21 protein-coding genes and 1 rRNA gene are annotated in these 24010 nt (G+C 49.0%); 4 read left to right on the plus strand and 18 right to left on the minus strand.

Annotated elements, in window-relative coordinates:
• From ACYVSB_RS00005 to ACYVSB_RS00070, 14 genes are all read right to left on the minus strand, one after another.
• Positions 1-110: ribosomal RNA gene (locus ACYVSB_RS00005) — 16S ribosomal RNA — on the minus strand; the annotation flags it as partial.
• A 503-nt stretch (positions 111-613) separates the two neighbouring features.
• Entirely contained in the window at positions 614-2089 is a 1476-nt protein-coding gene (lysS, locus tag ACYVSB_RS00010; RefSeq protein WP_125597407.1) for a lysine--tRNA ligase, read from the minus strand.
• 63 nt (positions 2090-2152) lie between these two features.
• The gene (gene dusB / locus ACYVSB_RS00015; protein WP_125596997.1) at positions 2153-3154 is read right to left on the minus strand and encodes a tRNA dihydrouridine synthase DusB; all 1002 of its coding nucleotides are present in this window, start codon (positions 3152-3154) and stop codon (positions 2153-2155) included.
• A gap of 180 nt (positions 3155-3334) precedes the next feature.
• On the minus strand, positions 3335-4225 hold the full coding sequence (gene hslO, locus ACYVSB_RS00020; protein ID WP_125597000.1) for an Hsp33 family molecular chaperone HslO: 891 nt from the start codon (positions 4223-4225) through the stop codon (positions 3335-3337).
• Between the two features lie 173 nt (positions 4226-4398).
• Positions 4399-6666, minus strand: a complete 2268-nt coding sequence (gene ftsH / locus ACYVSB_RS00025) for an ATP-dependent zinc metalloprotease FtsH (protein WP_125597003.1) — start codon at positions 6664-6666, stop codon at positions 4399-4401.
• Between the two features lie 107 nt (positions 6667-6773).
• The gene (gene hpt, locus ACYVSB_RS00030) at positions 6774-7310 is read right to left on the minus strand and encodes a hypoxanthine phosphoribosyltransferase (RefSeq protein ID WP_125597005.1); all 537 of its coding nucleotides are present in this window, start codon (positions 7308-7310) and stop codon (positions 6774-6776) included.
• Positions 7311-7342: 32 nt separating this feature from the next.
• Positions 7343-8863, minus strand: coding sequence for a tRNA lysidine(34) synthetase TilS (gene tilS, locus ACYVSB_RS00035; protein WP_125597008.1), 1521 nt, complete (start codon positions 8861-8863; stop codon positions 7343-7345).
• Positions 8864-8873: 10 nt separating this feature from the next.
• Positions 8874-9353 carry a S1 domain-containing RNA-binding protein gene (locus ACYVSB_RS00040; protein WP_125597011.1) on the minus strand — a complete coding sequence of 160 codons (480 nt, stop codon included), beginning with the start codon at positions 9351-9353 and terminating at the stop codon, positions 8874-8876.
• A 70-nt stretch (positions 9354-9423) separates the two neighbouring features.
• Positions 9424-9846 (minus strand): FtsB family cell division protein, encoded by a 423-nt coding sequence (locus ACYVSB_RS00045; protein ID WP_125597014.1) that lies wholly within the window; start codon positions 9844-9846, stop codon positions 9424-9426.
• 134 nt (positions 9847-9980) lie between these two features.
• Positions 9981-10238, minus strand: coding sequence for an RNA-binding S4 domain-containing protein (locus tag ACYVSB_RS00050; protein ID WP_125597017.1), 258 nt, complete (start codon positions 10236-10238; stop codon positions 9981-9983).
• Positions 10228-13782 (minus strand): transcription-repair coupling factor, encoded by a 3555-nt coding sequence (gene mfd, locus ACYVSB_RS00055; RefSeq protein ID WP_461217921.1) that lies wholly within the window; start codon positions 13780-13782, stop codon positions 10228-10230. The genes ACYVSB_RS00050 and mfd overlap by 11 nt, the downstream gene beginning before the upstream one ends.
• A gap of 66 nt (positions 13783-13848) precedes the next feature.
• Complete coding sequence (gene pth / locus ACYVSB_RS00060) at positions 13849-14409, minus strand: aminoacyl-tRNA hydrolase (protein WP_125597020.1); 561 nt, start codon at positions 14407-14409, stop codon at positions 13849-13851.
• 353 nt (positions 14410-14762) lie between these two features.
• A complete protein-coding gene (locus ACYVSB_RS00065) occupies positions 14763-15098 on the minus strand; it encodes a hypothetical protein (protein WP_125597023.1) in 336 nt (111 codons plus the stop codon).
• 110 nt (positions 15099-15208) lie between these two features.
• Positions 15209-15457, minus strand: coding sequence for a hypothetical protein (locus tag ACYVSB_RS00070; protein ID WP_125597026.1), 249 nt, complete (start codon positions 15455-15457; stop codon positions 15209-15211).
• 540 nt (positions 15458-15997) lie between these two features.
• Here ACYVSB_RS00070 and ACYVSB_RS00075 point away from each other — a divergent pair.
• Together ACYVSB_RS00075 and ACYVSB_RS00080 are read left to right on the plus strand one after the other, a co-directional pair.
• The gene (locus ACYVSB_RS00075; protein WP_125597029.1) at positions 15998-16978 is read left to right on the plus strand and encodes an L-lactate dehydrogenase; all 981 of its coding nucleotides are present in this window, start codon (positions 15998-16000) and stop codon (positions 16976-16978) included.
• Positions 16979-17294: 316 nt separating this feature from the next.
• A complete protein-coding gene (locus tag ACYVSB_RS00080) occupies positions 17295-18671 on the plus strand; it encodes a L,D-transpeptidase family protein (protein ID WP_461217922.1) in 1377 nt (458 codons plus the stop codon).
• A 186-nt stretch (positions 18672-18857) separates the two neighbouring features.
• On the opposite strand, the gene ACYVSB_RS00085 is transcribed toward ACYVSB_RS00080, so the two are convergent.
• Positions 18858-19556, minus strand: coding sequence for an O-methyltransferase (locus ACYVSB_RS00085; RefSeq protein WP_461217923.1), 699 nt, complete (start codon positions 19554-19556; stop codon positions 18858-18860).
• A 121-nt stretch (positions 19557-19677) separates the two neighbouring features.
• Between ACYVSB_RS00085 and cbpA the strand changes: the two genes are divergently transcribed.
• Both cbpA and ACYVSB_RS00095 read left to right on the plus strand, forming a co-directional pair.
• Entirely contained in the window at positions 19678-20346 is a 669-nt protein-coding gene (gene cbpA / locus ACYVSB_RS00090) for a cyclic di-AMP binding protein CbpA (RefSeq protein ID WP_125597037.1), read from the plus strand.
• A gap of 241 nt (positions 20347-20587) precedes the next feature.
• Positions 20588-22108 (plus strand): MucBP domain-containing protein, encoded by a 1521-nt coding sequence (locus ACYVSB_RS00095; protein WP_461217924.1) that lies wholly within the window; start codon positions 20588-20590, stop codon positions 22106-22108.
• Between the two features lie 121 nt (positions 22109-22229).
• On the opposite strand, the gene ACYVSB_RS00100 is transcribed toward ACYVSB_RS00095, so the two are convergent.
• The 3 genes from ACYVSB_RS00100 to ACYVSB_RS00110 all read right to left on the minus strand — a co-directional run bounded on the left by ACYVSB_RS00100 (position 22230) and on the right by ACYVSB_RS00110 (position 23675).
• Positions 22230-23156, minus strand: coding sequence for a DUF7916 family protein (locus tag ACYVSB_RS00100; protein ID WP_461217925.1), 927 nt, complete (start codon positions 23154-23156; stop codon positions 22230-22232).
• 81 nt (positions 23157-23237) lie between these two features.
• Entirely contained in the window at positions 23238-23414 is a 177-nt protein-coding gene (locus ACYVSB_RS00105; protein ID WP_461217926.1) for a hypothetical protein, read from the minus strand.
• 42 nt (positions 23415-23456) lie between these two features.
• Entirely contained in the window at positions 23457-23675 is a 219-nt protein-coding gene (locus ACYVSB_RS00110) for a hypothetical protein (protein ID WP_461217927.1), read from the minus strand.
• Positions 23676-24010: the final 335 nt, after the last annotated feature.

A 24010-nucleotide genomic window follows, 5' to 3' on the forward strand; every position in this document is an offset into this window, starting at 1 on the left:
CATTTTCTTCCGATGCAAGCATCTTCCGTAAATGTCGAAACTCGTTCGACTTGCATGTATTAGGCACGCCGCCAGCGTTCATCCTGAGCCAGGATCAAACTCTCATATAAAAGTTTGAGTTAGACTCAATTTTAAATCCATTAACTAGCGAATTGACTTCGCAAATGTTCTTTGTAGATAACGACCGAAATCGTTATCGACCCTGCACATTTATCGAAACTTTGTTCAGTTTTCAAAGGTCTACCTTGTCGCAAAAGCAACTTTTATATCTTAGCACGCGGTCAATTCCTTGTCAACAACTTTTTCAGAAAAGGTTGTTAGAACAATGAATGAAGCGCTTCGATAATCGCTATTTCGCAACAAAAACTATCTTATCAATTTCCAGCTGATTCGTCAACACTTATTTTTTAGCCGCAAATACGAACTTAAATGGCTCCTTTTGAAATTAAGTTCGTCAATAGCCGGCGCCGGATTATTTGCCTCACGTTACCCACTAAAAGATTGCTTGATTCCTGAACAATAAAAAAGATTTACCACCAAAATCGGTGATAAATCTTTTTTGTTTTTTCTGAAAATAGAGCATTCAGGCGCAAAACCGCCCTTAAATCATGCTTTACTCTGCGGTAGGCCGCATCGTTGGGAAGAGTAACACGTCACGGATCGATGGCGCGTCAGTCAAGAGCATCACTAAACGATCAATACCAATTCCTAATCCGCCTGTTGGTGGCATGCCGTATTCCAACGCCTCAATGAAGTCGTAGTCGACGCCATGCGCCTCGTCATTACCGGCCTCGTGTTCTGCTTCCTGGGCTTCAAAGCGGGCCCGTTGATCGATTGGATCGTTCAATTCGGAGAAGGCGTTGGCATATTCCGTGCCTAAAATAAAGAGCTCAAACCGATCCGTAAAGCGGGGATCGTCAACGTTCTTCTTCGCTAATGGTGAGACTTCGATTGGGTGACCATAAACGAAAGTCGGGGTCTGCAAGGTCTCTTCCACGAACTGTTCGAAGAATTCATTGATAATATGACCAACTTCCCAATAAGCCTCATAGTGGACATGATGCTCGTCAGCCACTTGGCGAGCCTGCGCTAGAGTCATCGGTTGCCAGAAATCGACCCCGGTTTGATTCTTGATCGCATCAACCATATGAATACGGTCAAAAGGTTGATCCAAATTAACTGCCTGGCCCTGATACGTAAACTTGCCACTACCCAAAACTTTTTGCGCCGCGTAACGGAAAATTCCTTCAGTTTCGTCCATGACATCACGGAAATCGAAATAAGCCGCGTAAGTCTCCAACATCGTGAACTCAGGGTTGTGGCGGGTATCGATTCCTTCATTACGATAGACCCGACCGATTTCATAAACGCGTTCCATGCCCCCAACAATCAGCCGCTTCAGCTGTAATTCAAGGGCGATCCGCAAATAAAGGTCAATATCTAGCGCGTTGTGATGGGTAATGAATGGCCGGGCATTGGCGCCACCAACCTGCACGTGCAAAGATGAGGTTTCAACTTCGGTAAACTGATGATTATCCAAATATTCCCGCACAGCTTTAATGATTTTACTCCGCTTGATGAACCGGTCGAAACTATCCTCGTTGGCGATCAGGTCCAAATAACGTTGCCGATAGATCTGCTCAACATTGCTGAGTCCATGATACTTATCGGGTAACGGACGGAGGGCCTTGGTCAAAAAGGTCACGTGACTTGCCTTGATCGTCAATTCGCCGGTATCGGTTTTCATGACTTCACCGGTCACGCCAAGAAAGTCGCCTAAATCCGCCTTCTTGAAAATTTGGTAGTTCTCTTCACCCACAACATCTTTGCGGACATAGATTTGGATCCGGCCACTCCGATCGCGCAGATCCGCGAAGCCAACCTTACCTTTACCACGTTTAGAGACCATGCGCCCAGCGATCGTCACTACCGGAACTTCTGCCTCCAACGTTTCTTTGGCGGTGTCGCCAAACTCGGTGTGCAGTTGTTCAGCCAAGTGACTCCGTTTGAAGGCCGTGCCAAAAGGATCGATTCCCTGTTCCCTTAAGGCCTCCATTTTCTCCCGCCGTACGACCAATTGATCATTCATTTCCTTATCGGCTTTGCTAAGCTTATTTCCCTGATTTGCCACTGATACTACCTCTCTCTATCCTTATTGCGCCGCTTTTTCGGCTTCTCTTGCTTCATAACTAACAACGAAATCATCAAAAATCCGATCGACTTCCGCCTGGGTCAAAACTTCATTTACGGCCGCCTTGGTTTTGGCGGCCCGGGGGATCCCCTTCAAATAATAGGCAGCCTGTTGGCGGAATTCGGGAACCGCGATCTGCTCACCTTTAAGCGCGACCAACCGGGCCAACTGTTCCTTAGCCGTCGCAATCTTTTCCCGGGGTGTCGGTTCCGGTAATAATTCACCACTAGCCAAATAATGCTCGATCGCCCGCAGCACCCAAGGATTTCCTAGCGCCGCACGCCCGACCATGACCGCGTCACAGCCAACTTCATCTAACATTCTTTTGGCATCTTCGGGGGTACGGACATCGCCGTTGCCCATGAACGGGATCGTCAAATGCTGCCGCACTTCCGCCAAAATATGCCAATCGGCGTGCCCCATGTAAAGCTGCTTCCGGGTTCGCCCGTGCATCGCCAAGGCCGCTGCCCCAGCCCGCTCAACCGCCTGGGCGTTTTTGACCGCATAAATGTGATCATCATCCCAACCTGTTCGCATCTTGACCGTGACCGGTTTGTCAACGGCGGCCACGACAGCTGCCACCATCTCATAAACTTTGTCCGGGTCCAATAACCACTTGGCCCCGGCGTCTGTTTTCGTGACTTTGGGAACCGGGCAGCCCAAGTTGATATCAATGATATCCGCCTTGGTATTCTGATCAATAAACTTCGCCGCATTGACCAAGGTTTCCTTCGTGCCACCAAAAATCTGAATACTGATGGGATGTTCTTGCGGATCCACGAACAACATATCCAATGTTTTCTGATTGTGATACATGATGCCGCGGTCGCTGATCATTTCGCAAACAACCAAGCCCGCGCCGAACTCTTTGGCAACCATTCGAAACGCCGAGTTGGTGATCCCCGCCATTGGGGCGACAACAACTTGGTTAGGAATCGTCACATTTCCGATCTGCCATTCCATTACTTTTAACGCTCCTAATCTAGATTCGCTTAATCTTAGCAAAAAAACCAGGGTGAACGCAACCTCACCCTCGAAAAAAGGCTAAAATCCAAGCATTAACTTCGCCAGAACCAACTGATCGCCAATTTACTTTCGAGAAAGACTCATTTACCAACGCAAAGCAGTCCGGTTAATTGACAATTACTTTGATGACGTCTTTGCTGCAATGATTTGTCGTAGTTCGGTTTCGCTAAACTGATAGTGGGCCCCGCAAAACTTACAAACCGCTTCAGCGCCATGATCTTCGGTGATCATCGCTTGTAATTCGCTAGATGATAGCGTCGCCAAGGCTCGACTGAAACGGTCCTTGCTACAATCACAGTGGAAACTAACCGGCATCTCAGCCAACACCTTGATCGGCGTCACGCCAAAAATCTGCTGTAACAATTGCGTTGGTGTTTGTCCCTGGCGTAGAAGATCGGAAACTAGCGGCAATTGTTGCAACCTGCTTTCCAACGCCGCCAATTGTTCCGCCGTCGCCGCGGGCAAAGTCTGGATCAGAAAGCCACCAGCCACTGCCACACTGCCGTCGGGATCAACAAAGACCGATAACCCCATGGCCGACGGGATTTGTTCTGACTTGGCCAGATAATACGTAAAATCTTCGGCAATTTCGCCCGAAACCAAGGGTACTTGCCCGGTGAAAGGTTCCTTCAACCCAAGATCTTTGGTCACGCTTAATGATCCCTGGGTACCGACCGCCCGACGCACATCGATTTTGCCTAATGGCGTCGCGGGCAAATTGACCTGGGGATGGCTAAGGTACCCCTTCACTTGCCCCTTGGCGTTGCCATCCGCCACGATCATGCCCACGGGACCGTCGCCTTGGATCCGAACCGTCATTGTCTCAGGTTCTTTGAGCAAGGCGCTACTCAGCAACAACGTGCCCGTCAAGGTCCGCCCCAAGGCAGCGGTCGCAGCGGGCCAAGTATCGTGACGCCGCTGAGCCGAACCGACTAAGGCGCTGGCATCAACCGCCAACATTCGAAAGGCGCCGTCAGTGGTAATTGCTTTGATAAGATGATCTGCCAATTCAATCCCTCATTTCTGAAAACTCTAACTTAGTATATTAGCGTATTTTCACAAAAAATACCAGTCAACTCGATTCATTCATTTTTCACAGAATGCTAGCAACTGCAAATGGATCGCCCAGAACCGGCCGATCAAAAAAGCCTGAATGTTGCCATTCAGGCTTCAAACGAAAACTATTTAGGCTCATCTTGCTTTGAGTCAGCATTCTTATCTGCTGTCTGATCACTTTCACTGCTTGGATCAGAGCTTGTAGTTGCCGTAGCTGAGTCAGCGGGTTTCGCCGGTTCAGACTGAGCGGCCGCCTCGGTATGAGGCTCGGTCGGCTCCTGCTCTGCAGCCGGTGTGTCCTGCTTAGGCTGATCGGTTTCACTCTTCGCTGATTGGTCCGCTTGGTCGGCCGCTTTCGCGTCGCCGTCCTTCGGCTGATCCGCGCTCTCTGACTGATCAGATTGCGCGTCCTTTTGCTCCAAGGCACGCTTGGCTTCTTCAAACGTCTGCGCGTGCTCGCTAGGATACAAATTGCTATCCCGTTCCGGCATCTTGCCATCGTTGAACAAACTAAGAATTTCCTTTTCATCCAAGGTTTCATACTTAAGCAACGCTTCAGCAATCAGCTTATGTTGTTCATGATGGCTGCTGATGATCTCGCGCGCCTCATCATGAGCCGCGTTAATGATCTCGCGCACTTCATCGTCAATCGCCGCCGCTGTTGTTTCCGAGTATGGTGGTCGTTGGCCGTATTCGGCACCAACGAATGGCTGACCTTCGCTTTCCAAGGCAACCGTCCCTAAACGGTCAGTCATCCCATATTGAGTGACCATCCCGCGGGCGATTTGGGTTGCCTGCTCGAAGTCATTCGACGCACCGGTCGATAGCGAGTTGAAAATCAACTCTTCCGCCGTCCGGCCACCCATTAAACCAACGATTTGCTCGTTCAATTCCTTCTTCGTCAAAAGGAACTGATCATCACGCGGCAACATGATCGCATAACCACCAGCGCGGCCACGCGGCACGATCGTCACCTTACGAACGACCCTGGAATCGCTCAACACTAACCCAACCAAAGCATGGCCGGCTTCGTGGTAAGCCACCATCGTGCGTTCTTTCGTACTGATGACCCGGTCCCGTTTCGCCGGTCCCGCGATCACCCGATCTTCGGCTTCATCAACATCGGCAGCATCGATCTTGGTCTTATTCCGCCGCGCAGCAACTAAGGCAGCTTCGTTCAGAACGTTTTCCAAATCGGCCCCGACAAAACCTGGTGTTTGTTGGGCAATCACTTTCAAGTCAACATCATCGGCCAATGGTTTATTCTTGGCATGAACTTTCAAGATGGCTTCGCGACCCTTTACGTCAGGACGCCCGACCAAAATCTTCCGGTCAAAACGACCAGGACGTAGTAAGGCCGGATCCAAAACATCAGAACGGTTCGTGGCCGCGATGACGATGACGCCTTCATTGCCGGTAAACCCGTCCATTTCAACCAGTAATTGGTTCAAGGTTTGTTCCCGCTCATCATGACCGCCACCCATGCCGGCGCCACGTTGACGACCGACAGCATCGATTTCATCAATAAAGATGATTGCTGGCGCATTCTTTTTGGCGTTATCAAACAGATCCCGCACTCGTGAAGCCCCAACACCGACGAACATTTCGACGAAATCAGAACCAGAGATCGAGAAGAACGGCACGCCTGCTTCGCCAGCAACCGCGCGGGCAAGTAATGTTTTACCAGTACCCGGAGGCCCCTCAAGCAGAACACCCTTGGGAATTCGTGCTCCTAAGGCGCTGAACTTCTTCGGGTTCTTCAGAAATTCAACAACTTCGACCAACTCTTGTTTCTCTTCTTCAGCGCCAGCGACATCAGAGAAACGAACTTTGTTTTTCTGGGGGTCTTCTGGTTTAGCCTTAGACTTGCCAAAACTCATGACGCCACGGCCATTGCCGCCACCGCCGCCACCTTGGCCAGCTTGATTCATCATGAAATAGAAGAAAACGAAGAGCAAAATCGTTGGGAGCAGCATGAAGAGCGAACTGATCCAAACACTGGATTGTGACTCTTCTTGGGCGTGCATCGTCACACCCTCACTTTGCGCCAATTCAGTGATTTGCTTCAACGACCCATCATTAGGCAGTAAAGATGTCGTAAAGCCAGTAACCACAGTCGAGGTTGTGCCACCAAAAAGCGCACCACTTGATGCTTTCTTGGTAATCGGCTTGCTATACTCGCCACGGATCGAGTAGACCCCATTGGCAGGTTGAACTGTGAACTCTTTGACTTTATTTGACTTCAATTCTGTCACGAACTTGGTCGTGCTGACATTTTGGGTATTGCCACTGTTCCCGCGATTAAAGAAGAAACTGATCCCCGCAACGATGGCAACAAACATCAAAATGTAAAACAAACCGCTATTTAATAGGCGATTACGGTTATTTTTCATTTATGACCTCCTGAATAAATCGATTGATTGAGCATAATCGAATGCTGTAATCATACCATATTTGACCATTTTTGACCAATAACTAAGACCTTGATTTGTCCAAAAAATCAAGAATAGATGATTGGCTTCAGAACGCCCACATAAGGCAGATTACGATACTGATTCTTGTAGTCAAGACCATAGCCGACCAGAAACTCATCGGGAACGAGCACGCCGGTATAATCGACATGAACATTGATCAAACGGCGCGCTGGCTTATCAAGAAATGAGCAGATCTTGATCGAGCTAGCGCCGCGCGTCTTCAACAACTTGATCAGCGCTTCCAAGGTCCGACCAGTATCAATGATATCTTCCACAATGATCAAATCACGACCGTTGACAGGAATATCTAAGTCTTTCAAGATCCGGACTTCGCCACTGGACTCGAAAGCATCACCATAGCTGGATACATCCATAAATTCGATTTCCGCTGGCGCATCATAAGCGCGAATCAGATCCGTCATAAAGACCACCGCGCCTTTCAAGATGCAAATGAAAATCGGCACCTTTCCAACATAATCAGTTTGGATCTCTTTACCAAGTCGAGCAACTGCTTCCTGGATCTCCCCCTGGGAAACAATGACCTTTTCAATATCTTCGCGCATCTCGTTCTCCTTAAAATGGGTATTTGTTTTGGCTACTGATCGTGTCGCCACAATACATAAATGATTTTAGCAGTTTCTGGGGCTTTCGACAATTTATAATTGAAGATATTCTCAACCCAGACGATTTTATTGGCCGCTGTCAACAGCCAAAGCTGCGCACGGCGGTCCAAAGGAACCTTCGCGTCGATCAAACGCCGCCGTAATTTCTGATGCTGACCTTGAGCCAACTCTAAGCAATCGCCGGGCTGGGAATACCGCCACCACAAGGTTGTGGTCGCTGGGGGCACTTGGATAATCGCCTGATGTGAGCCGGCTAGATCAATATCGACGTCGGGTCTGGAAGTAAAAGCGCCCAACGCCCCACCGGCAACCTGGATCCACTGATCTAGTGGTAGTGCTTGCCCAGTTGGCGCCGCCTGACTTGCGGCGGCCGCGGTCGTGCCAGGCGCCACTGGGTCCGTTGGCGTTAAAATCCTGAACTTCTGGTAAGACTGCTGCAACTGCCACCCTTGTCCCAGATCCACCTGATGATGACCTTGAGCCGCCTGGGTCAGCCGCGTTAATGCTTGCAGCACCCCTTGCTTGAGCCGCGGTCGCTGTGGAAAATACCGTTGCCAGAAAGCTTGCCAAACCATCTGCGCCGCCGTTGGAGACAAGCCAGTCAACGCTGGCGGCAATTGACCGCGTAAGCCAGTTTCCGTCAGCATGACCGCCATGGCATCAATCACGCTGGCTGTGGTCTGGGCAGCCAGTTCCCGCAGCGCGACTAATTCCGTCGCAAAGCGGCTGCCATGAGCCAATAATTGGTTGTTTTCTCGCTTCAACTCTGGAACTACCGTAAGCCGCAACCGGTTCCGTTGCGTAAACATGGTTTGATTGGTGCCATCTTCAATATGCGTCAACTTGCCGGCCTGCGCGTATGCCCGAATTTCCGCCTTGCTAAAGGGCAACATGGGCCGTAATAAGAGCCCACCGGCAAAGGGCATCTGCGGTTGCAGCCCGGGCATTTCGGCCACACCACCGCTGCGAATCAATTGCAGCAAGATCGACTCGAACAAATCGTCCTGATGATGAGCCGTCAGTAATACCGGATGATCCTCTGCCGCTAAAGTTGCAGTCAAGAATTGGTAACGGGCCGCCCGGGCATTGGCCTCGGTCACTGGCGTTGATTTTTCACGCTGCCAGCGACCTGTGACCAACGGCAAGTGGCGCTGTTGGGCAAACTGTTGCACAAAAGCCGCTTCATGCTCGCTGTCGGCGCGCAACTGATGATTGAAGTACGCCAATTTCAGGTGGGGCCGTTGAGCCGCGGGCAAGGAGCGCAACAATTCAACCAATACCACCGAATCAACCCCACCGGAAAAGGCCACCACAACCGATGGTAGCGGCGATAACTTCGCCGTCATCGTTGCCCAATGGCGCGCAAACCGAGTTGACAATGATGCTTGCAATGAACCGCTCCCCTTCTCTTCGTTTTCACTGTAATCAAAAAAGGTAAAAACAAGTCGACCTTGATCCGCCAAAATAGCGGGGCACGTCTTATCTTTACCCATTACATCCTGATTAGCTCCGGCGACCGCCACGGCCACCACGTTTGCCCTCAGTATTACGTTTGATCGCAGTCAGGCGATCTTCGCTGTCTTTCAAGAAACCAGACAACATACTATCGAAATCCTGATGGCCTGGATGACCACCATTGTTATTATTGTTGTTCCGACGCCAATTATTGTTGCTACCTTCTGATTCATGTCGCTCACGGCGCGGCCGATCATGATGGACCGGCTTCGCGTGGGTGGCGGCGGCAGGTTGTTCCTCACTAGCCTGCTTGATCGATAGACCAATCTTTCCGTTCTGTTCTGAAACAACCTTTACTGTCACAACATCGCCAACGCTCAACACGTCATGAATATCTTTAACATATTGATTAGAGATCTCACTGATATGAACCAGCCCGCTTTTACCAGAACCTAGATCGACGAATGCTCCGAAGTTGGTGATCCCAGTTACCTTACCAGTAACTTTCGACCCAATTTCAACTGCCATATACCCCAAAATCCTCCTTGGATACCACTTATTGTTATCTTAGTATACCACCGAACAAATCCATTTAAAACTAATTTTTGGGATTTGACGACGTGGTCTGTCCTTCGTTATCAGGCAATGTGAAAATAACCTCGCCTTTTTTCGAATAATCATATTTATAGCGGATCAGCTTATCCAAATAGTCAGCATCGTGTAACTGATCGACCTGGATCTGCAAATCCTCCTGCTGCTGCTGTGCCTTCTTCAGCTTCTGCTGTTGCACTGCAATATTCGCCTGTAAAGTCCGCTGGGTCCGCTGCGAACGCAACCACTGATTACCCAGCAAAGCTGCGAATATCAGCACCAGCACGCCTAAAAACAGCAGGCGCCGGCGATGGACCCGGCGAACGAAACGTTGATGTTTGGCCAACGCTTCTTGTTCCTGTTGTTCCTGAATATACTGATTATTGAGATTGGTGATTTTCGAATCAAAGCGACGTTTTGGTGCTTCCATGTGCTCACTCCCTCAGACCACAGTGCGACGACATCTACCTTTGAGTATAGCATACGCCGGACGAAAAGTTGCGCCCGATCCGCCAAAAAACTGAAAAACCACAGCATCAACCTTAAACCTGCTCAGATTGAAATCTAGACCCGCGGTGTGTCGCTGATGACCGTATACATTTCTTCCGCATCAGCCTTTTTAGTGGTCTCGACGATGCGGGTCACTTGGACGACCAGGGTCTTGTTGCCAAACAACAAGCTAAGTTCATCGCCAATTCCCACGTCGCTGGATGATTTAGCCACTTTACCATTGATCGTGATTCGCCCTTTATCGGCAATCTCCTTAGCAACTGTCCGTCGTTTGATCAGACGAGAAACCTTTAAATATTTATCAAGACGCATGTTGATCGACTCCTTTATTTTTCAGTAAAACTGTTTTTTGCACTGCTTCGAGAAATTTGATGAGATCCGCCACCCACTTAGCCGCTGGTGGTAACGGTCGGTCTAGTTGAATCGTGATTTGATAGCACTTGGTCTCCGTGATTTTAACATCCACATGGTAATTCAAGACCGCGAACGTGGCGAATAGTTCCTCACCATTTAACCGCTTGGTCCCCGCTGGACTAAAGGTCACGATGACTTTGCGACCATCTTGTTTGATCGTTTGCAGCAACAACCGATCGGACAGCATTTTCAAATGACCGATCAGCAATAAGTTGGCCACTGGCTCCGGATAATCACCGAACCGGTCAATCAAGTCAGCTTGGATCTCCGCTAATTCGTCGGTTGACTCCACCTGACGGATCCGCTTATACAGCTCGATCTTCTGCCGGCTATCTTCAACATAATCCTCAGGCAGATAGGCTTCCACATCCAAAACCAGTTCCGCATCTGTCTGCGGCGCAGTCGGTTGATGTTGGCGTTGCCGCACCGCCGCGTTCAACATTTGCGAATAAAGATCGAAGCCGACCGAATTGATGAACCCATGTTGCTGCTTGCCTAACAAATTACCGGCGCCACGAATTGACAAGTCGCGCATCGCGATTTTGAAGCCGGAGCCCAATTCAGTAAAGTCCTTGATTGCCTGCAAGCGTTTCTCCCCAATCTCGGTCAAAACCTTGTTCTGTTGATACATAAAATACGCGTAGGCAATCCGGCTGGAACGGCCTACTCGCCCGCGCAATTGATATAGCTGTGATAAGCCATAACGATCCGCGTTCTCCACAATCAAAGTATTGGCATTGGGCATATCGACGCCAGTTTCAATAATCGTGGTTGTTACTAGAATATCATAATCACCGTTGATAAAGTTATAAATGACGTTTTCCAATTGATTTTCAGTCATTTGCCCATGAGCGAAGGCGATCGTCGCTTCCGGGACTAAGGCTTGCAGTTGATCAACCGTCCGCTCAATGTCATCCACCCGATTGTGCAAATAGAAAACCTGCCCGTTGCGTTCGATTTCCCGCTGGATCGCCTCACGAATCGCCCCGGCGTTTTGTTCCATCACATAGGTCTGAATCGGATAGCGATTGGTTGGCGGCGTTTCGATCACCGATAGATCACGCACGCCCAACATCGACATATGCAACGTCCGCGGTATTGGCGTGGCCGTCAGCGTTAAAACATCCACCGACGCCTTCAACTGCTTCAGCTTCTCCTTGTGTTTGACGCCAAAGCGTTGTTCTTCGTCAATGATCAAAAGTCCCAAATCAGCGAAGCGGACATCTTGGGACAAGATTCGATGGGTGCCCACAACAATATCGACCTGACCATTCTTCAACCGCTTGATCGTTTCGCGATTTTCCGCCGCGGTTTGGAAGCGGGACATCATCGCCACTCTGATTGGGAAATCGGTAAACCGATCCTTCATCGTGTCGAAATGTTGCTGCGCCAAAATCGTTGTCGGCACTAGAAAGGCCACTTGTTTGTTACTCATGACCGCCTTAAAGGCCGCGCGCAACGCGACCTCTGTTTTACCAAAACCCACATCGCCGACTAGAAGCCGATCCATTGGTTGCGCCCGCTCCATGTCGGCCTTGACCTCCGCCGTACTCCGTAATTGATCGGCCGTTTCCACATAAGGAAACTCCGATTCAAACTGCTGCTGCAAATCATCATCCGCAGCAAAAGCAAACCCCTTTTCCGCTTGGCGCTGCGCATACAACTGGATCAAGTCATCCGCGATATCCTCGATCCGACTGGCCACCTTCTGCTTAGTTTTCTGCCACTCGCTACCACCAAGCCGGTTGATCCGCGGTTCCTTACCTTCAGCCGACACATATTTGCTAACTAAATTCAGCTGATCGACGGGAATGAAGAGCTTCGCGTTATCTTGGTAAGCAATCGATAAATAATCACGATGAACCCCATCCACGGTCATGGTTTGCATGCCCTCAAACCGACCGATCCCGTGATTGACGTGAACCACGTAATCGCCAGGCTTCAGCTCGTTGTAACTCCGAAGTCGCTCGGCGTTGGCCATTGTCTGACGACGCGGTGGGGTCTTCTTCTTGATGCGATTGAACAGCTCCCGCTCCGTGAGCACCACGAGATTTGCGTCTGGCACCTCAAATCCATTTCGCAAACTGCCGGCGATCAATTGCAGTGCCTGGGGCTGGATCTGGTCCTGCTCGGTCAAAGCGATCTGAACTTCAAAATCAGCGAAGGTTTGTTGCAAGCGAATGCGGCGGCCAGCCTCGGGAATCAAGACCAGCACAGTCCGCAGTTGCTTATGCCACCGATCCATTTCGGTTTTGATCAGGGGCATTTGACTGAAGAACTGCTGGACCGTGCGGATCTGGACCTGCTCGATCCGTTCAAAGCGCAGACTGCCTAGCCCTTTTTGAAACAGGGCCAAGTGGAGCTGGCGTTGTTGGAGCTGCCGGTTGACCTCACGGAAATCTGGGCGAAACTGCTGGTCGGGCAATAAATGCTGCAAGGCCAGCTGATCCGTTTGCCAACTGGCTAATTCCGCGTCCATCGCATCGGTTTTCTCCAGTAACCGGGCATAGTCGTCAAAGACCACAAAGCCGGTTGTCGCCAAGTAAGCGCTGATGGTCGTGGTCTCTTTATATAGGAAGTCGACGAACAGGCCCGCATTCTCCGGCAAAATGCCTTCATTGAACTGCGCGATTGTCGGCGCGAAATGCTCCGTTAAGGCGGCTCGTTCCTTCTTTTTATTCTTCGGTAATGCCGCAGTGGCCTGAGTGACCGCCTGGGCCAAGGCGCGCCCGGTAGCTTGGCGGGTCGCTTGATCGGCCAGCAGATCTGTCGCTGGCAAAACCGTCAGCTCGCTTAGATTCTCGATACTGCGCTGACTGGCACTGTCGAAATAACGAATGCCATCAATTGTGTCGCCAAACAACTCCAGCCGGACCGGATCCGCGGCCATCAACGGGTAAATATCGATAATGTCCCCGCGGATCGCGAACTCCCCAGGATTGGCGACCAACTTCTCCCGCCGATAACCCATCAGTACCAATTGCTCCGGTAGTTGGGTCAGATCTAAATCCTCATCTTGGCGCAAGACCAATTTCGCCGCCGCAAAAGTTGCTGGCACAGGCAACTGATAGCGAGCCCCCGCCACCGACGTCACCACGATTCCCGGCCGCTGGCTCAACAAAAAAGCCAAGGCCTCGATCCGCAAGCTTTGAAACTCCGGCGAACTTGTCGCCCCCTGCGCAGCGATAACTTCCTCAACAGGAAAATAATAGACCTGATCGTCCCCCAATAAGGCGGTCAGATCATCGACAAATTGATTGGCGTGAAACCCATTATCGGTCACAAACAAAACCGGCGCTTGCTGGCTACGAACCATTGCCGCCAAATAAACAGCTTCCGCCGAGCCATTAAGACCGGTCACCAAGCGACGTTTTGGCGCGGCCCAATCGGTGAAATGCGTCGCCATTTTCGTTTGAGTTTGGAAATAATCGATCAGATCCACAAATGACTGCCTCCTTTGTGGTTTACCAGTAGAAATCCATCAGCGGCCAGGCTAATTTCCGGCCGCCTAATTAAATTCGTTCATCAACGCCGCAAAGTCAACATCATCCACACTCCATTTGCTAAGCGCGGTGGTGGCGCGATCCATCGTTTGTTCAATCGCGATCCGTTCATCCCCGGTGAAAGGCGACAAAACCCAATCAACCACTTTCTGCCGCTGGGGATGTTGGATCCCGATCTTGACCCGGTTGAAATGATCAGTTCCCAAAGCGCTGATAATACTCTTGATCCCGTTGTGCCCACCGGAAGCACCATGGGTCCGTAAACGTAGCTTGGCCAAGGCCAAATCAAGATCATCCTGGATCACCGCAATTTCCTCGGGATAAAACTGATAATATTGGGCCAATTGACCAACCGCCCGACCTGAATCATTCATATAAGTTAGCGGTTTGACCAGCATGATCTTTTCCGAACCAACCTTCAAGGTGCCCGTTAACGCCGAGAATTCATTCTTGCTAACTGATACCTGCAACGCTTGCGCCAACTGATCCAGCGTATCGAAACCAACATTGTGCTTGGTGTGGGCGTACTTACTACCTGGGTTGCCTAACCCAACGATCATTTTCATATTTCTCTACCTCGTCTTTCATGTTGATGACGGCCGCTGTGATCACTAACCACAAATAACCACTGCAATGATCCAGTGGCCACATCACAAAAAGCTGGCGTTTTTTAGGCAAACCCCAGTTCCGTAACAAAATTATAGCACAACTCGCCCACAAAAACAGAGTGCGGAACGCAACGGGTTGACTTTGAGCATTAACCTAGCCAGAGTTTTGGAGGCTGGTCTTTGCCTCCGGAAGTCTGGCGTAGTTAAGCGGAAAAGTCAGTTGCGTGCATCACGTTTCAATAACAGAGTGCGAGCCACCCCGGGTAGCTTCTGAGCATTAGCCTAGCAAAGATTTTGGAGGCGGAACTTGATTAATGTAGCTTGTCCGCAGCTTGCGCTGCGAAATTCGGGGTGAGCTCGCTGTGGGCGTCACTTTGAGCTTCGCAAAGCCCGCGAATCTCAAAGCTGAGCCTTATTCTAAGCGGCAAAGCCGCTAAGAATAACGACACGGCGATCTCACCCCGAATTTCTCCGCTCCAGCCGCTCAACGTTATAACAGCCGTTTGAGCACTCACGCCATCCGGCAGGCTATGGCCAATTGATGAGGAGCCACGCAATTGACGACCGTGGTTAGTGGTCACCAGCTTTAAATTGGCGACACCAGGGCAGTCTGTCTGATGAACTGGGGCAGGTTCTTGATGAAGCAACCGAATCGGTCGATTTCACCAATGATTGTCTATGAAGCAGGTAAAGATGTTCAACCAACGCAACCTGTACCAACCAGCTGATCCTAATCAGTTGGCATTGCCGTACCACCTTAAAGTGGGCCATCGTTTTGACCTCTAGCTTGCAAAACTACTTCGCCAAACCCTTCGCCTTGATTGCAGAAAGGCTCAATTCTGCCTAGCAACCAGATAGGCAGGTTAACAAGTTTCAGCACCACGATCCGCTCCAGCCGCTCAAGTTTTTGACAGTCGTTTGAGCGTTCGCGCCAACTGGCAAAGTTATGGTCAATTGCTGAGGAGCCACGCAATTGACGATCGTGGTTAGTGGTTACAATCTTCAAATTGGTGACACCAGCACAGCTTACCTGAAGAAATAAGACAAAATTGTGAATCCACTGAATCTGTTGAATCTGTCACACCTGAACCCAACCAACACACCCCCACAGCAATCAGGCTCAAATATCAATGCGCCATCAAAGTTGATTTCAAATAACTGCAGGCCCGAATGATAGGAGCAGGTCGATGACTGTTTCTTGGTAATTTGAATAAGTCGTTCTATTCCACTTATCGCGCGAGAATCGGTATAATGTGGGTGAATGTGCGGTTTGGGCCAACAGAAATAGCTATACAGGTAAGGAGGTGGCGGGTCAGTTTGTTGATACAGCGACAATAAAGTGTACTAACCAAACTGTGAAATTTTACTGAAAACGTTTTCTGATTATCTTTTATATTTTTCACCAGAGCTGAAACATTGTGATAGCAATAACGGAAACCGCCATTTAATCTTTTTCATGATTGTGGGTAATTTTCTCTACCAAACAGTCGTAAATGTGTTATACTTACAAAGTAAATACGTTCACACACGAAAGGATGAATTATACATGTCAAACGCAAAGATCAAAGAACGCCAAAAAGTATTGCTGGTCGGCGACGGTGCTGTCGGCTCTAGTTATGCTTACGCGTTAGTATTACAAGGAATCGCCCAAGAAATCGGAATTGTCGATATCGCTAAGGACAAGACCAAGGGTGATGCGATTGACCTTTCTAATGCATTACCATTTACCCAACCTAAACAAATCTATTCTGCTGAATACTCAGACGCTAAAGACGCTGACGTTGTTGTCATCACTGCCGGCGCTCCTCAAAAACCAGGCGAAACTCGTTTGGACTTGGTCAACAAGAACTTGAAGATCTTGAAGTCGATCGTTGATCCAATCGTTGAGTCTGGCTTCAAAGGCATCTTCTTAGTTGCTGCTAACCCAGTTGATATTTTAACTTACGCGACTTGGAAATTATCAGGCTTCCCTAAAGAACGTGTCGTTGGTTCTGGTACTTCTTTGGATACTGCTCGTTTACGTCAATCAATCGCTGAATTGGTCAACGTTGACGCGCGTTCCGTCCATGCCTACATCATGGGCGAACATGGCGACACTGAATTCGCAGTTTGGTCACACGCTAACATCGCTGGGATCAAGATTGCTGAATGGGTCAAGCAACATCCTGAGATCGATGAAACTAAATTGGTTGATATGTTTGAATCAGTTCGTGACGCGGCATACACGATCATTAACTTGAAGGGCGCTACTTTCTATGGTATCGCTACGGCTTTAGCTCGGATCACTCGGGCGATCCTCGATGACGAGAACGCTGTTTTGCCATTGTCTGTTTATATGGATGGTCAATATGGCTTAAGCGATATTTATATCGGTAGTCCTGCCGTGATCAACCGTGATGGGATCCAAAACATCTTGGAAATTCCATTAACTGACCACGAACAAGAATCAATGCAAGCATCTGCTAAACAATTGAAGAAGATTTTGGATGACGCTTTCGCTAAGGGCGAAATCGAAACTCGTCAATAATCTCTTCGCGTTAGAAACTTGCGCTTATATTGCAATATCGGGCTGAATCAAAACTTTAATGTTTTGGTTCAGCCTTTATTCGTCTGAACATCGTTTTTACTGAAACGAAGAAAGCAATGGTTCAAATCGAACCTTTACAAATATATTACATGTGTTACAATCTCGTTATAGACCATTGTAACTCTGATGTGGCGCCCTTTCGCACCGCTTTCGACAGTAGACATAATGTCGTCGGGAAGCAGGAATATTAGGGTGTCGCCGAAAAAGCTGTTACAATAGACTTATCACAAGTAAATGAAAAAGCAGGTGTTTCTTGATGCGAAAGAAAAACAAAATCATTCTAGCGGCTGCGAGTTTCGGTCTTGTTTTACTTTTTGGTGGGCTTTACATCCATCATGGGGTTTACTATCAGGATCATTTTCTGCCCAAAACAGAAGTGGAAAATGTCAATATCAGTAAATTGACTTACGCTGAGGCCAAGCAAAAGTTGACCGACGAATTGCAAAATTCTCAATATCAACTGCTCGATGACAAGAAAGAATTGGCGACGATCAGTGGCAAGGAATTGGGGTTGACCCAGCAAACTGGCACCACCTTGAAGAAGATCATGGCCCAACAGAATTCATGGGCCTTGAGTTCGAAAGTCCAAGCCGGGACAGACCAAACGAAGAATAACGTCACATACAGTACGGCAAATCTTCAGGCGTTCGTCAATAAGACCACGCAATCCCTGAACCAGAATCGTTCGGTGACCAAGAATGCGACGCTGATCAAAACCGATAACGGGTTCAAGATCAAGGCGGAAGTTCAAGGTAATCAAATCGACGCGGAGAAACTGATGAGCTCGATGAAAACCGCCATCAGCAAAGGGCAACGTCAGATTCAGGCAACTAGTGTTTACATCAAACCAGCCATTACCAAGAGCTCCAGCGAGATGCAAACAGCACTCAAGCAAGTCGCTAAGATCGAAAAGGTCTCCGGGACCTATACGATTGCTGGGCAGACCGAAAAAATCACCTCGAGCATGATCCGTACTTGGTTGACTTATCAGAATGGGCAACCAACCTTAGATCAGACCTCCGTCGGTAATTATCTTCGGGAATTAAATAGCAAGTATGCCACCTATAATAAGACCCGACGTTTCCAGTCAACTAAACGGGGGATCGTTTCAGTTCCTGCAGGAATCTACGGCTGGAGTATCAACGTCAGCGCCGAGACCGCTAATTTGACCAGCGTGGTTTTAGCTGGAAAAGACTTTACGCGGACACCAACGATTCAAGGTAGTGGCTACTCTAAAGATGGCACAGATATTGGCAATACGTATGTCGAAGTTGATAAAGTCAACCAACACATGTATGTCTATATCAATGGCGCATTGAAGGTTAGCACAGATATCGTCACTGGCCAGCCCGGGCAGGATACTCCGGTCGGCGTCTGGTCCGTTTGGGCTAAGGAACGGAATTCGACCCTCAAAGGGAAGAATAATGATGGCAGTAGTTACGCCTCACCCGTTAGCTATTGGATGCCAATCGATACCACCGGCGTTGGCATCCACGATTCTTCTTGGCAACCGAAGTATGGTGGCGACTGGTACAAGACTCATGGCTCCCATGGCTGTATCAACACGCCACCCAAGGTCATGGCGCAAGTCTTCGAACTAGTGCCTAAAGGAACAGCCGTCATCGTTTTCTAAATCAATTTCATGACTAAAAAAGTGCTTATCAACTGTGAGGACAGTGATAAACACTTTTTTATTGTGTTTCTTAACGCCAATAGGTATCAGCATAAGTGCAATCAAAAGGAACAGCGCCAAATATTTAACCATGAAAGCACCTTATCTTTCTGCATACTATTCGTTGTTGTCGGTCTGTAACTTATGTTAAGCGTGACGTGATGCCGCCACGTCGGTCGAGTCACGCCAGGTAATTTGTAAGACCCCATCACCTAATGGCAACATGCTGACCAACAGTCGCGGATCTTGATAGACGCTGTCAAAAAGGCGATTCAGATTCCGATGGATCCCCTTATTTCGGTGACGAATCGTACTATCGGCGGCAAAAACACTGCCACCTTGGAGCACGTCATCGATCAAAAGCATGCCCGTTGGTGCCAGGAGACGCAGGGCTTCTGGTAGGAATTTGATATACTGCGCCTTGGCCGCATCAAGAAAAATCAGTTGATAAGGCCCAGTCAGGGTTGGCAAGATATCGGCGGCATCGCCAATCAGTAAATCAATATCCTCCTGATAACCCAATGCTGCCCAATTGGCTTGCGCCTGCTCATAAAAATTTGGGAAGCGGTCGATTGTGGTCACCTGAGCGCGCCGTTGGCTGGCCTCAACAAATAACGCGGCGGAAAAACCGATGGCCGTGCCCACTTCCAGAATTCGTTGTGGCTGATGTTGTTGAACAACTTGATATAAATAAACCGCTGTTTCTCGCGGCACGATCGGGATCCGACTAGTGGTTGCATCCTGCTCGATTCGTTCTAGTTGTGGGCTCAGTGGCAAAGGCTGCATCCGCATAAATTTCAGTACGTCAGACGCGATTACTGGTTGATCCATCATTTCATTGCGCATATTCTCATTTACCTCACATTAAACTGCCGATTAGTGGTATAATAAACTTCTCATATATTTTAAAATTTCCGTTTTTATGTTATGATTACAGCGATAAGACGTTTGTTTGAGGAGGAGTCCCATGTTAATCAAGACCTTAGTTTTGAAGAAAGATCAACTCACCACTGTTAAGGAGAATGCCACCTTAGAGGAAGCGCTACAGATCCTCGAAGATTCTGGTTTCCGGTGCGTGCCGATTCTCGATGAAAGCGGCCGTATTTTCCGCGGGAATATTTATAAAATGCATATCTACCGCCATAAATCTCAAGGCGGCAATATGCAACTACCTGTGACTTACTTACTCAAGAATGCCACGAAAACCATTGATATCGATTCACCTTTCTTTAAGGTCTTTTTCAATATCAAGGATTTGCCGTACATCGCGGTCTTAGACGAAAACCATAATTTCTATGGTATCCTAACCCACGCGAAATTACTAGGGATGTTATCAGAAGCATGGAATTTGAATATCGGCAGTTATGTTTTGACAATTATGTCGACGGGACAACAAGGCGACCTCTTTGAAATGTCCAAGATCATTTCCAAGTATACTTCGATCGCCGGTATCCTAACTTTAGATGCGAAAAAAGGCACCTTTGTTCGGCGAACATTGATCACACTACCGGCAGGCCTCAAGCCAAAAACCTTGGCCGAAATCGTTGACCGTTTGGAGCGCAAGCAATATCGCGTCGTCGAAATCGATGACCTGCAAACTGGGGAAACGATCCGCAACGAGAAGAACGCGCTTTAGTACCCTGCCGCTGGCGAACAATAGCCACACTCAGACCCAGACAAACGAGTCTCGCGTAAAACCGCGAGGCTCGTTTTTTTGATATCGTCACTAGAAGAAGCGCCCCGCAAGCTGACACCAGGGTTTTCTGGTAACATTATTTGTTACTATCTGAATAAGCCCTTTCATTCAGATAACCGGTATGCTATACTTTAGTTACAATTATGTTACAAATATTTCAGAAGCATTACGGGAGGGCATAATGAAGAAAACACGGGCACTGCTAGCCATTGGGTTAGCGGTCATCATGACATTAGGGTTGCGGGCTCAACCAACCCATGTCTTACAAGCAAGATCGGCAGCAACAGTCACTGGGACAACACTTTATTATCCAGTGGCACAAGATAAGGCGGTTTCGGGTAGTTGGCTTACTTTGGACCAATTACCAGTGGGCAATCAACAAATTGTCTTGAACCCGCTGGATACGCTAACTGCTGCGCAACAAACCAGTTTCAAGCAACAGTTGCAAACATCTGGTCAAATCACCAAATGGGCGGCACAAGGGACGCAAGTTTATCAGGCCGTGACGCTAAAGCAATTATTAGGCGATTGGGCCACCGCTACTGAAATTCCAACGGCAACTGTCGTGACGGCTTTAGCGCAGGAACTGATCAAGACTGAAGTACAACCAACGACGCTGGCCGGCTTAGCTTTACCAGCTGGCACCAAATTGACCAGCACGCAAGCTCAAACGGTCAAACTGTTGCAAGCAGCTTTCACCAAGGCAGGCAAGACTTTGTTTGTGGGTCCTGCTGCCAATGCTGATACCACTAAAGAACTGACTCAGGCTACTGCCAGTGATTTCCTGATCACTAAAACCGATCTGTTCACCGCCTATTGCCTCCAAACCGGACTTGGTGACAGCATGTTAGATACTGCTCAGGGTTGGGCAACGACCGCAGCCACTCGCTATTATTATCAACATTCTCAACAACTAGGGAGCAGCTGGTTAGCTACCAAACGGAAAGCAATCGATCAAGCCACGTCTCCTTTAGCCGTCAACCAAGTTCTCCTGGGCGCCGCTGGTGTTGCCAGCACCGCCAGCCTGCCCGACTATGATCCCCTAGCCATAATGACGGCTGAACCGAAATTAGCGATGGCCGTTGAAGAGGCTTTAGGCGCGCTTGATTACGCCGATAAATTCGCCGTTGACCCTACAATGTCTGCTCAGGCCAAGGCTGAAGTTAAAACAGCGACACAGAAGCTGCAAAACCTGTTGGCCCAAAACCAAGCTAAACCTAACGAAGTCGACGCCGCACGTGAATCAGTCTGGACCTTGATGAACCGCCAATGTGGCTTGATCACCTTGAAATATCAAGACACCAAAGGCAAAACGATCCACGCTGATTACACAACTCGACCAGCCTACGGACAGCCTTATACCGGTAATTTATTCAACATTCCTGGCTATGAATACCTGCGTTTCACCGGCCCGGAACCAGCAGGTAGCGGTTCCGCCAAAGATAAGACCACGATTTTGATCTATCAACGTTTAGGCAGTGCTGGCAATCAGTCGACCGGCAAGGAAACTTCCAGCAAGAAAGCTTCCTCAGCAACGGGCAAGTCGCAAACATCCAAAAAAAATACAGATAACCTCCCACAAGCTGATGAACATGAAAATCAGTCAATGGTGAAAACAATTGTTCTCTCAGGAATCGTCCTGTTGGGAATCAGTCTGGGCCTGTTCTTCTTTGTGAAGAACAAACGCCAAGCCAACAAATAAGTCCCGCAATCAATTGCAGCAATGTTTTCAAAAAATAGGAGCCCCACGGTCGATTTTGACCGATGCGGCTCCTATTTTTATTCGGAAATCAGACAATCATTGCCCCGTCATCATTTTGAAATCAACGGTTAACCGAACGTGCCATCCGGTTCAGGGTATGGCGTTGCCCACGAATCGCTTTACTCATCGCGATAAAGTTCTCCACCGGTGCCACGCCAGAGTAACCCGCGTCACCTAAATGTTGGATGTCCACGCCACAAATCTTATTGCGGATCGCCAATTGTTCGATCACACTGGTTGAGGCACTCTCTTGGCTGGTTCCGATCGTCGACATTACCAAGGCGCCAGCAGCGTGAGCTTGACGAACCACTTGCAACAATTCCGCGTCAGTGAACCCGGGGACCGTCCCCACCGCTGGAACCAAAATAATATCCGCGCCATTTTCAATCAAGGCACTGAGAACAGCCTCATCAATAATTGGCTCGTTAACGCCGCCACCATGCATTTTGCCGGCGATAATCAGCCCGGGGAAGTTGGCCTTGGCGACCTTGAGCGCCTTAATAATGGCATCATTATCGACCCCACTACCAGGATTGCCCGTCAAACAAACAAAGTCGAACCCTAACGCCGCCGCTTTCTGGAAGGAAGCCGCCGTTGCTTGCCGACCCTGGCTGACTTCGAACTGATCCGACAACATGGCCGCGTGCGGATTGACCGGTTCCAAGTTCAAGCCCACCGGCCGACCGATCAAATGTTTCAATTTATGAACTGATTCAGGATCAGGCTGAACATTGGCTAAGGAGTCCTCGCCTTCATTCAAGCCTAAAATAAATGGCCGTTCCACGTCAAACAGATTCAATAGAATCAAATCCGCACCAAACGCGCTGGCAACCTCCGCATTGGTAATTGTCTCCGCTAGCGGTTGTGCCGTGACCACATCCTCGGATAACATGACCCGACCTTCACTGGCCTGGATGGCTGTTTTTAATTCTGCCGCGGACATTGCTAATACCTCTGATGATTGCGCACTGATCAAGCGTTCTACCATTTTATCTGCTCCTTATCTCTACCAAAAATATTTATTTCTCTTCTGGGACCATTACCATTGTAGCATTTGCCTTGCCCAGCGTCAGCCCCCCTTTTCTGCCTTGGGGGACTTTTGCTGGAGCTTATGGTGAATGATAATGTCCGCGGCTTGCGCTGCGAAATTCGGGGTGAGCTCGCTGTGGGCGCTGTTTTGAGCCAATCCGCAAAGTGCGCGGCTTGTCTCAAAATCAGGCCTTGACCTAAGCGGTAAAGCCGCCAAAAACGCGTTTCACACAACTGCTTTCTGCGCCGATACGCAATTTCACTGGATTGACTGCATCAATCCAGTGAAATTGCTAGTCGTGCTCAAAAGCAACCCGTTGTGTTCCACGCTCTCATTTAATTTCACGGCGATCTCACCCCGAATTTCTCCGCTCCAGCCGCTCAACGTTTTAACAGCCGTTTGAGCACTCACGCCGACTGGCAAGCTATTGCTAATTGATGGAAAGCCACGCAATTGACGGCCGTGGTTAGTGGTCACCAGCTTTAAATTGGTGACACCAGTACAACCTGCTTGATGAACTGAGACAGCATCTTGATGAATTGGCTAAATCGACCGATTGCCACCCAGAAATTGATCAGGGAGTGGGATAAATTGTTGCGAACACGTTTTGACACCAGGGTGTGAACCGACCTGGTCAGCTTCTGAACATTAGCCTAGCAACTATTTTGGAGGCCGGCCTATGCCTCCGGAATAGTTGTGTAGCTAAGCGGAAGAAGCTAGGTCGCGCAGCACGTTTCAAATCAGAGTGCGGAGAGGTGCGATTAGACCGTGAGCATTAATTTCTCTACTTGTCTAAGCTGCGCAGCGGATTG

The sequence above is a fragment of the Lapidilactobacillus salsurivasis genome, assembly GCF_054785215.1.

Coding starts and splice junctions, on each gene's coding strand:
- lysS (WP_125597407.1), bottom strand. CDS start 2,089: ATGAATGATCAATTGGTCGTACGGCGGGAGAAAATGGAGGCCTTAAGG.
- dusB (WP_125596997.1), bottom strand. CDS start 3,154: ATGGAATGGCAGATCGGAAATGTGACGATTCCTAACCAAGTTGTTGTC.
- ftsH (WP_125597003.1), bottom strand. CDS start 6,666: ATGAAAAATAACCGTAATCGCCTATTAAATAGCGGTTTGTTTTACATT.
- hpt (WP_125597005.1), bottom strand. CDS start 7,310: ATGCGCGAAGATATTGAAAAGGTCATTGTTTCCCAGGGGGAGATCCAG.
- tilS (WP_125597008.1), bottom strand. CDS start 8,863: ATGGGTAAAGATAAGACGTGCCCCGCTATTTTGGCGGATCAAGGTCGA.
- ACYVSB_RS00040 (WP_125597011.1), bottom strand. CDS start 9,353: ATGGCAGTTGAAATTGGGTCGAAAGTTACTGGTAAGGTAACTGGGATC.
- ACYVSB_RS00045 (WP_125597014.1), bottom strand. CDS start 9,846: ATGGAAGCACCAAAACGTCGCTTTGATTCGAAAATCACCAATCTCAAT.
- ACYVSB_RS00050 (WP_125597017.1), bottom strand. CDS start 10,238: ATGCGTCTTGATAAATATTTAAAGGTTTCTCGTCTGATCAAACGACGG.
- pth (WP_125597020.1), bottom strand. CDS start 14,409: ATGAAAATGATCGTTGGGTTAGGCAACCCAGGTAGTAAGTACGCCCAC.
- ACYVSB_RS00075 (WP_125597029.1), top strand. CDS start 15,998: ATGTCAAACGCAAAGATCAAAGAACGCCAAAAAGTATTGCTGGTCGGC.
- ACYVSB_RS00080 (WP_461217922.1), top strand. CDS start 17,295: ATGCGAAAGAAAAACAAAATCATTCTAGCGGCTGCGAGTTTCGGTCTT.
- ACYVSB_RS00085 (WP_461217923.1), bottom strand. CDS start 19,556: ATGCGCAATGAAATGATGGATCAACCAGTAATCGCGTCTGACGTACTG.
- cbpA (WP_125597037.1), top strand. CDS start 19,678: ATGTTAATCAAGACCTTAGTTTTGAAGAAAGATCAACTCACCACTGTT.
- ACYVSB_RS00095 (WP_461217924.1), top strand. CDS start 20,588: ATGAAGAAAACACGGGCACTGCTAGCCATTGGGTTAGCGGTCATCATG.
- ACYVSB_RS00100 (WP_461217925.1), bottom strand. CDS start 23,156: ATGGTAGAACGCTTGATCAGTGCGCAATCATCAGAGGTATTAGCAATG.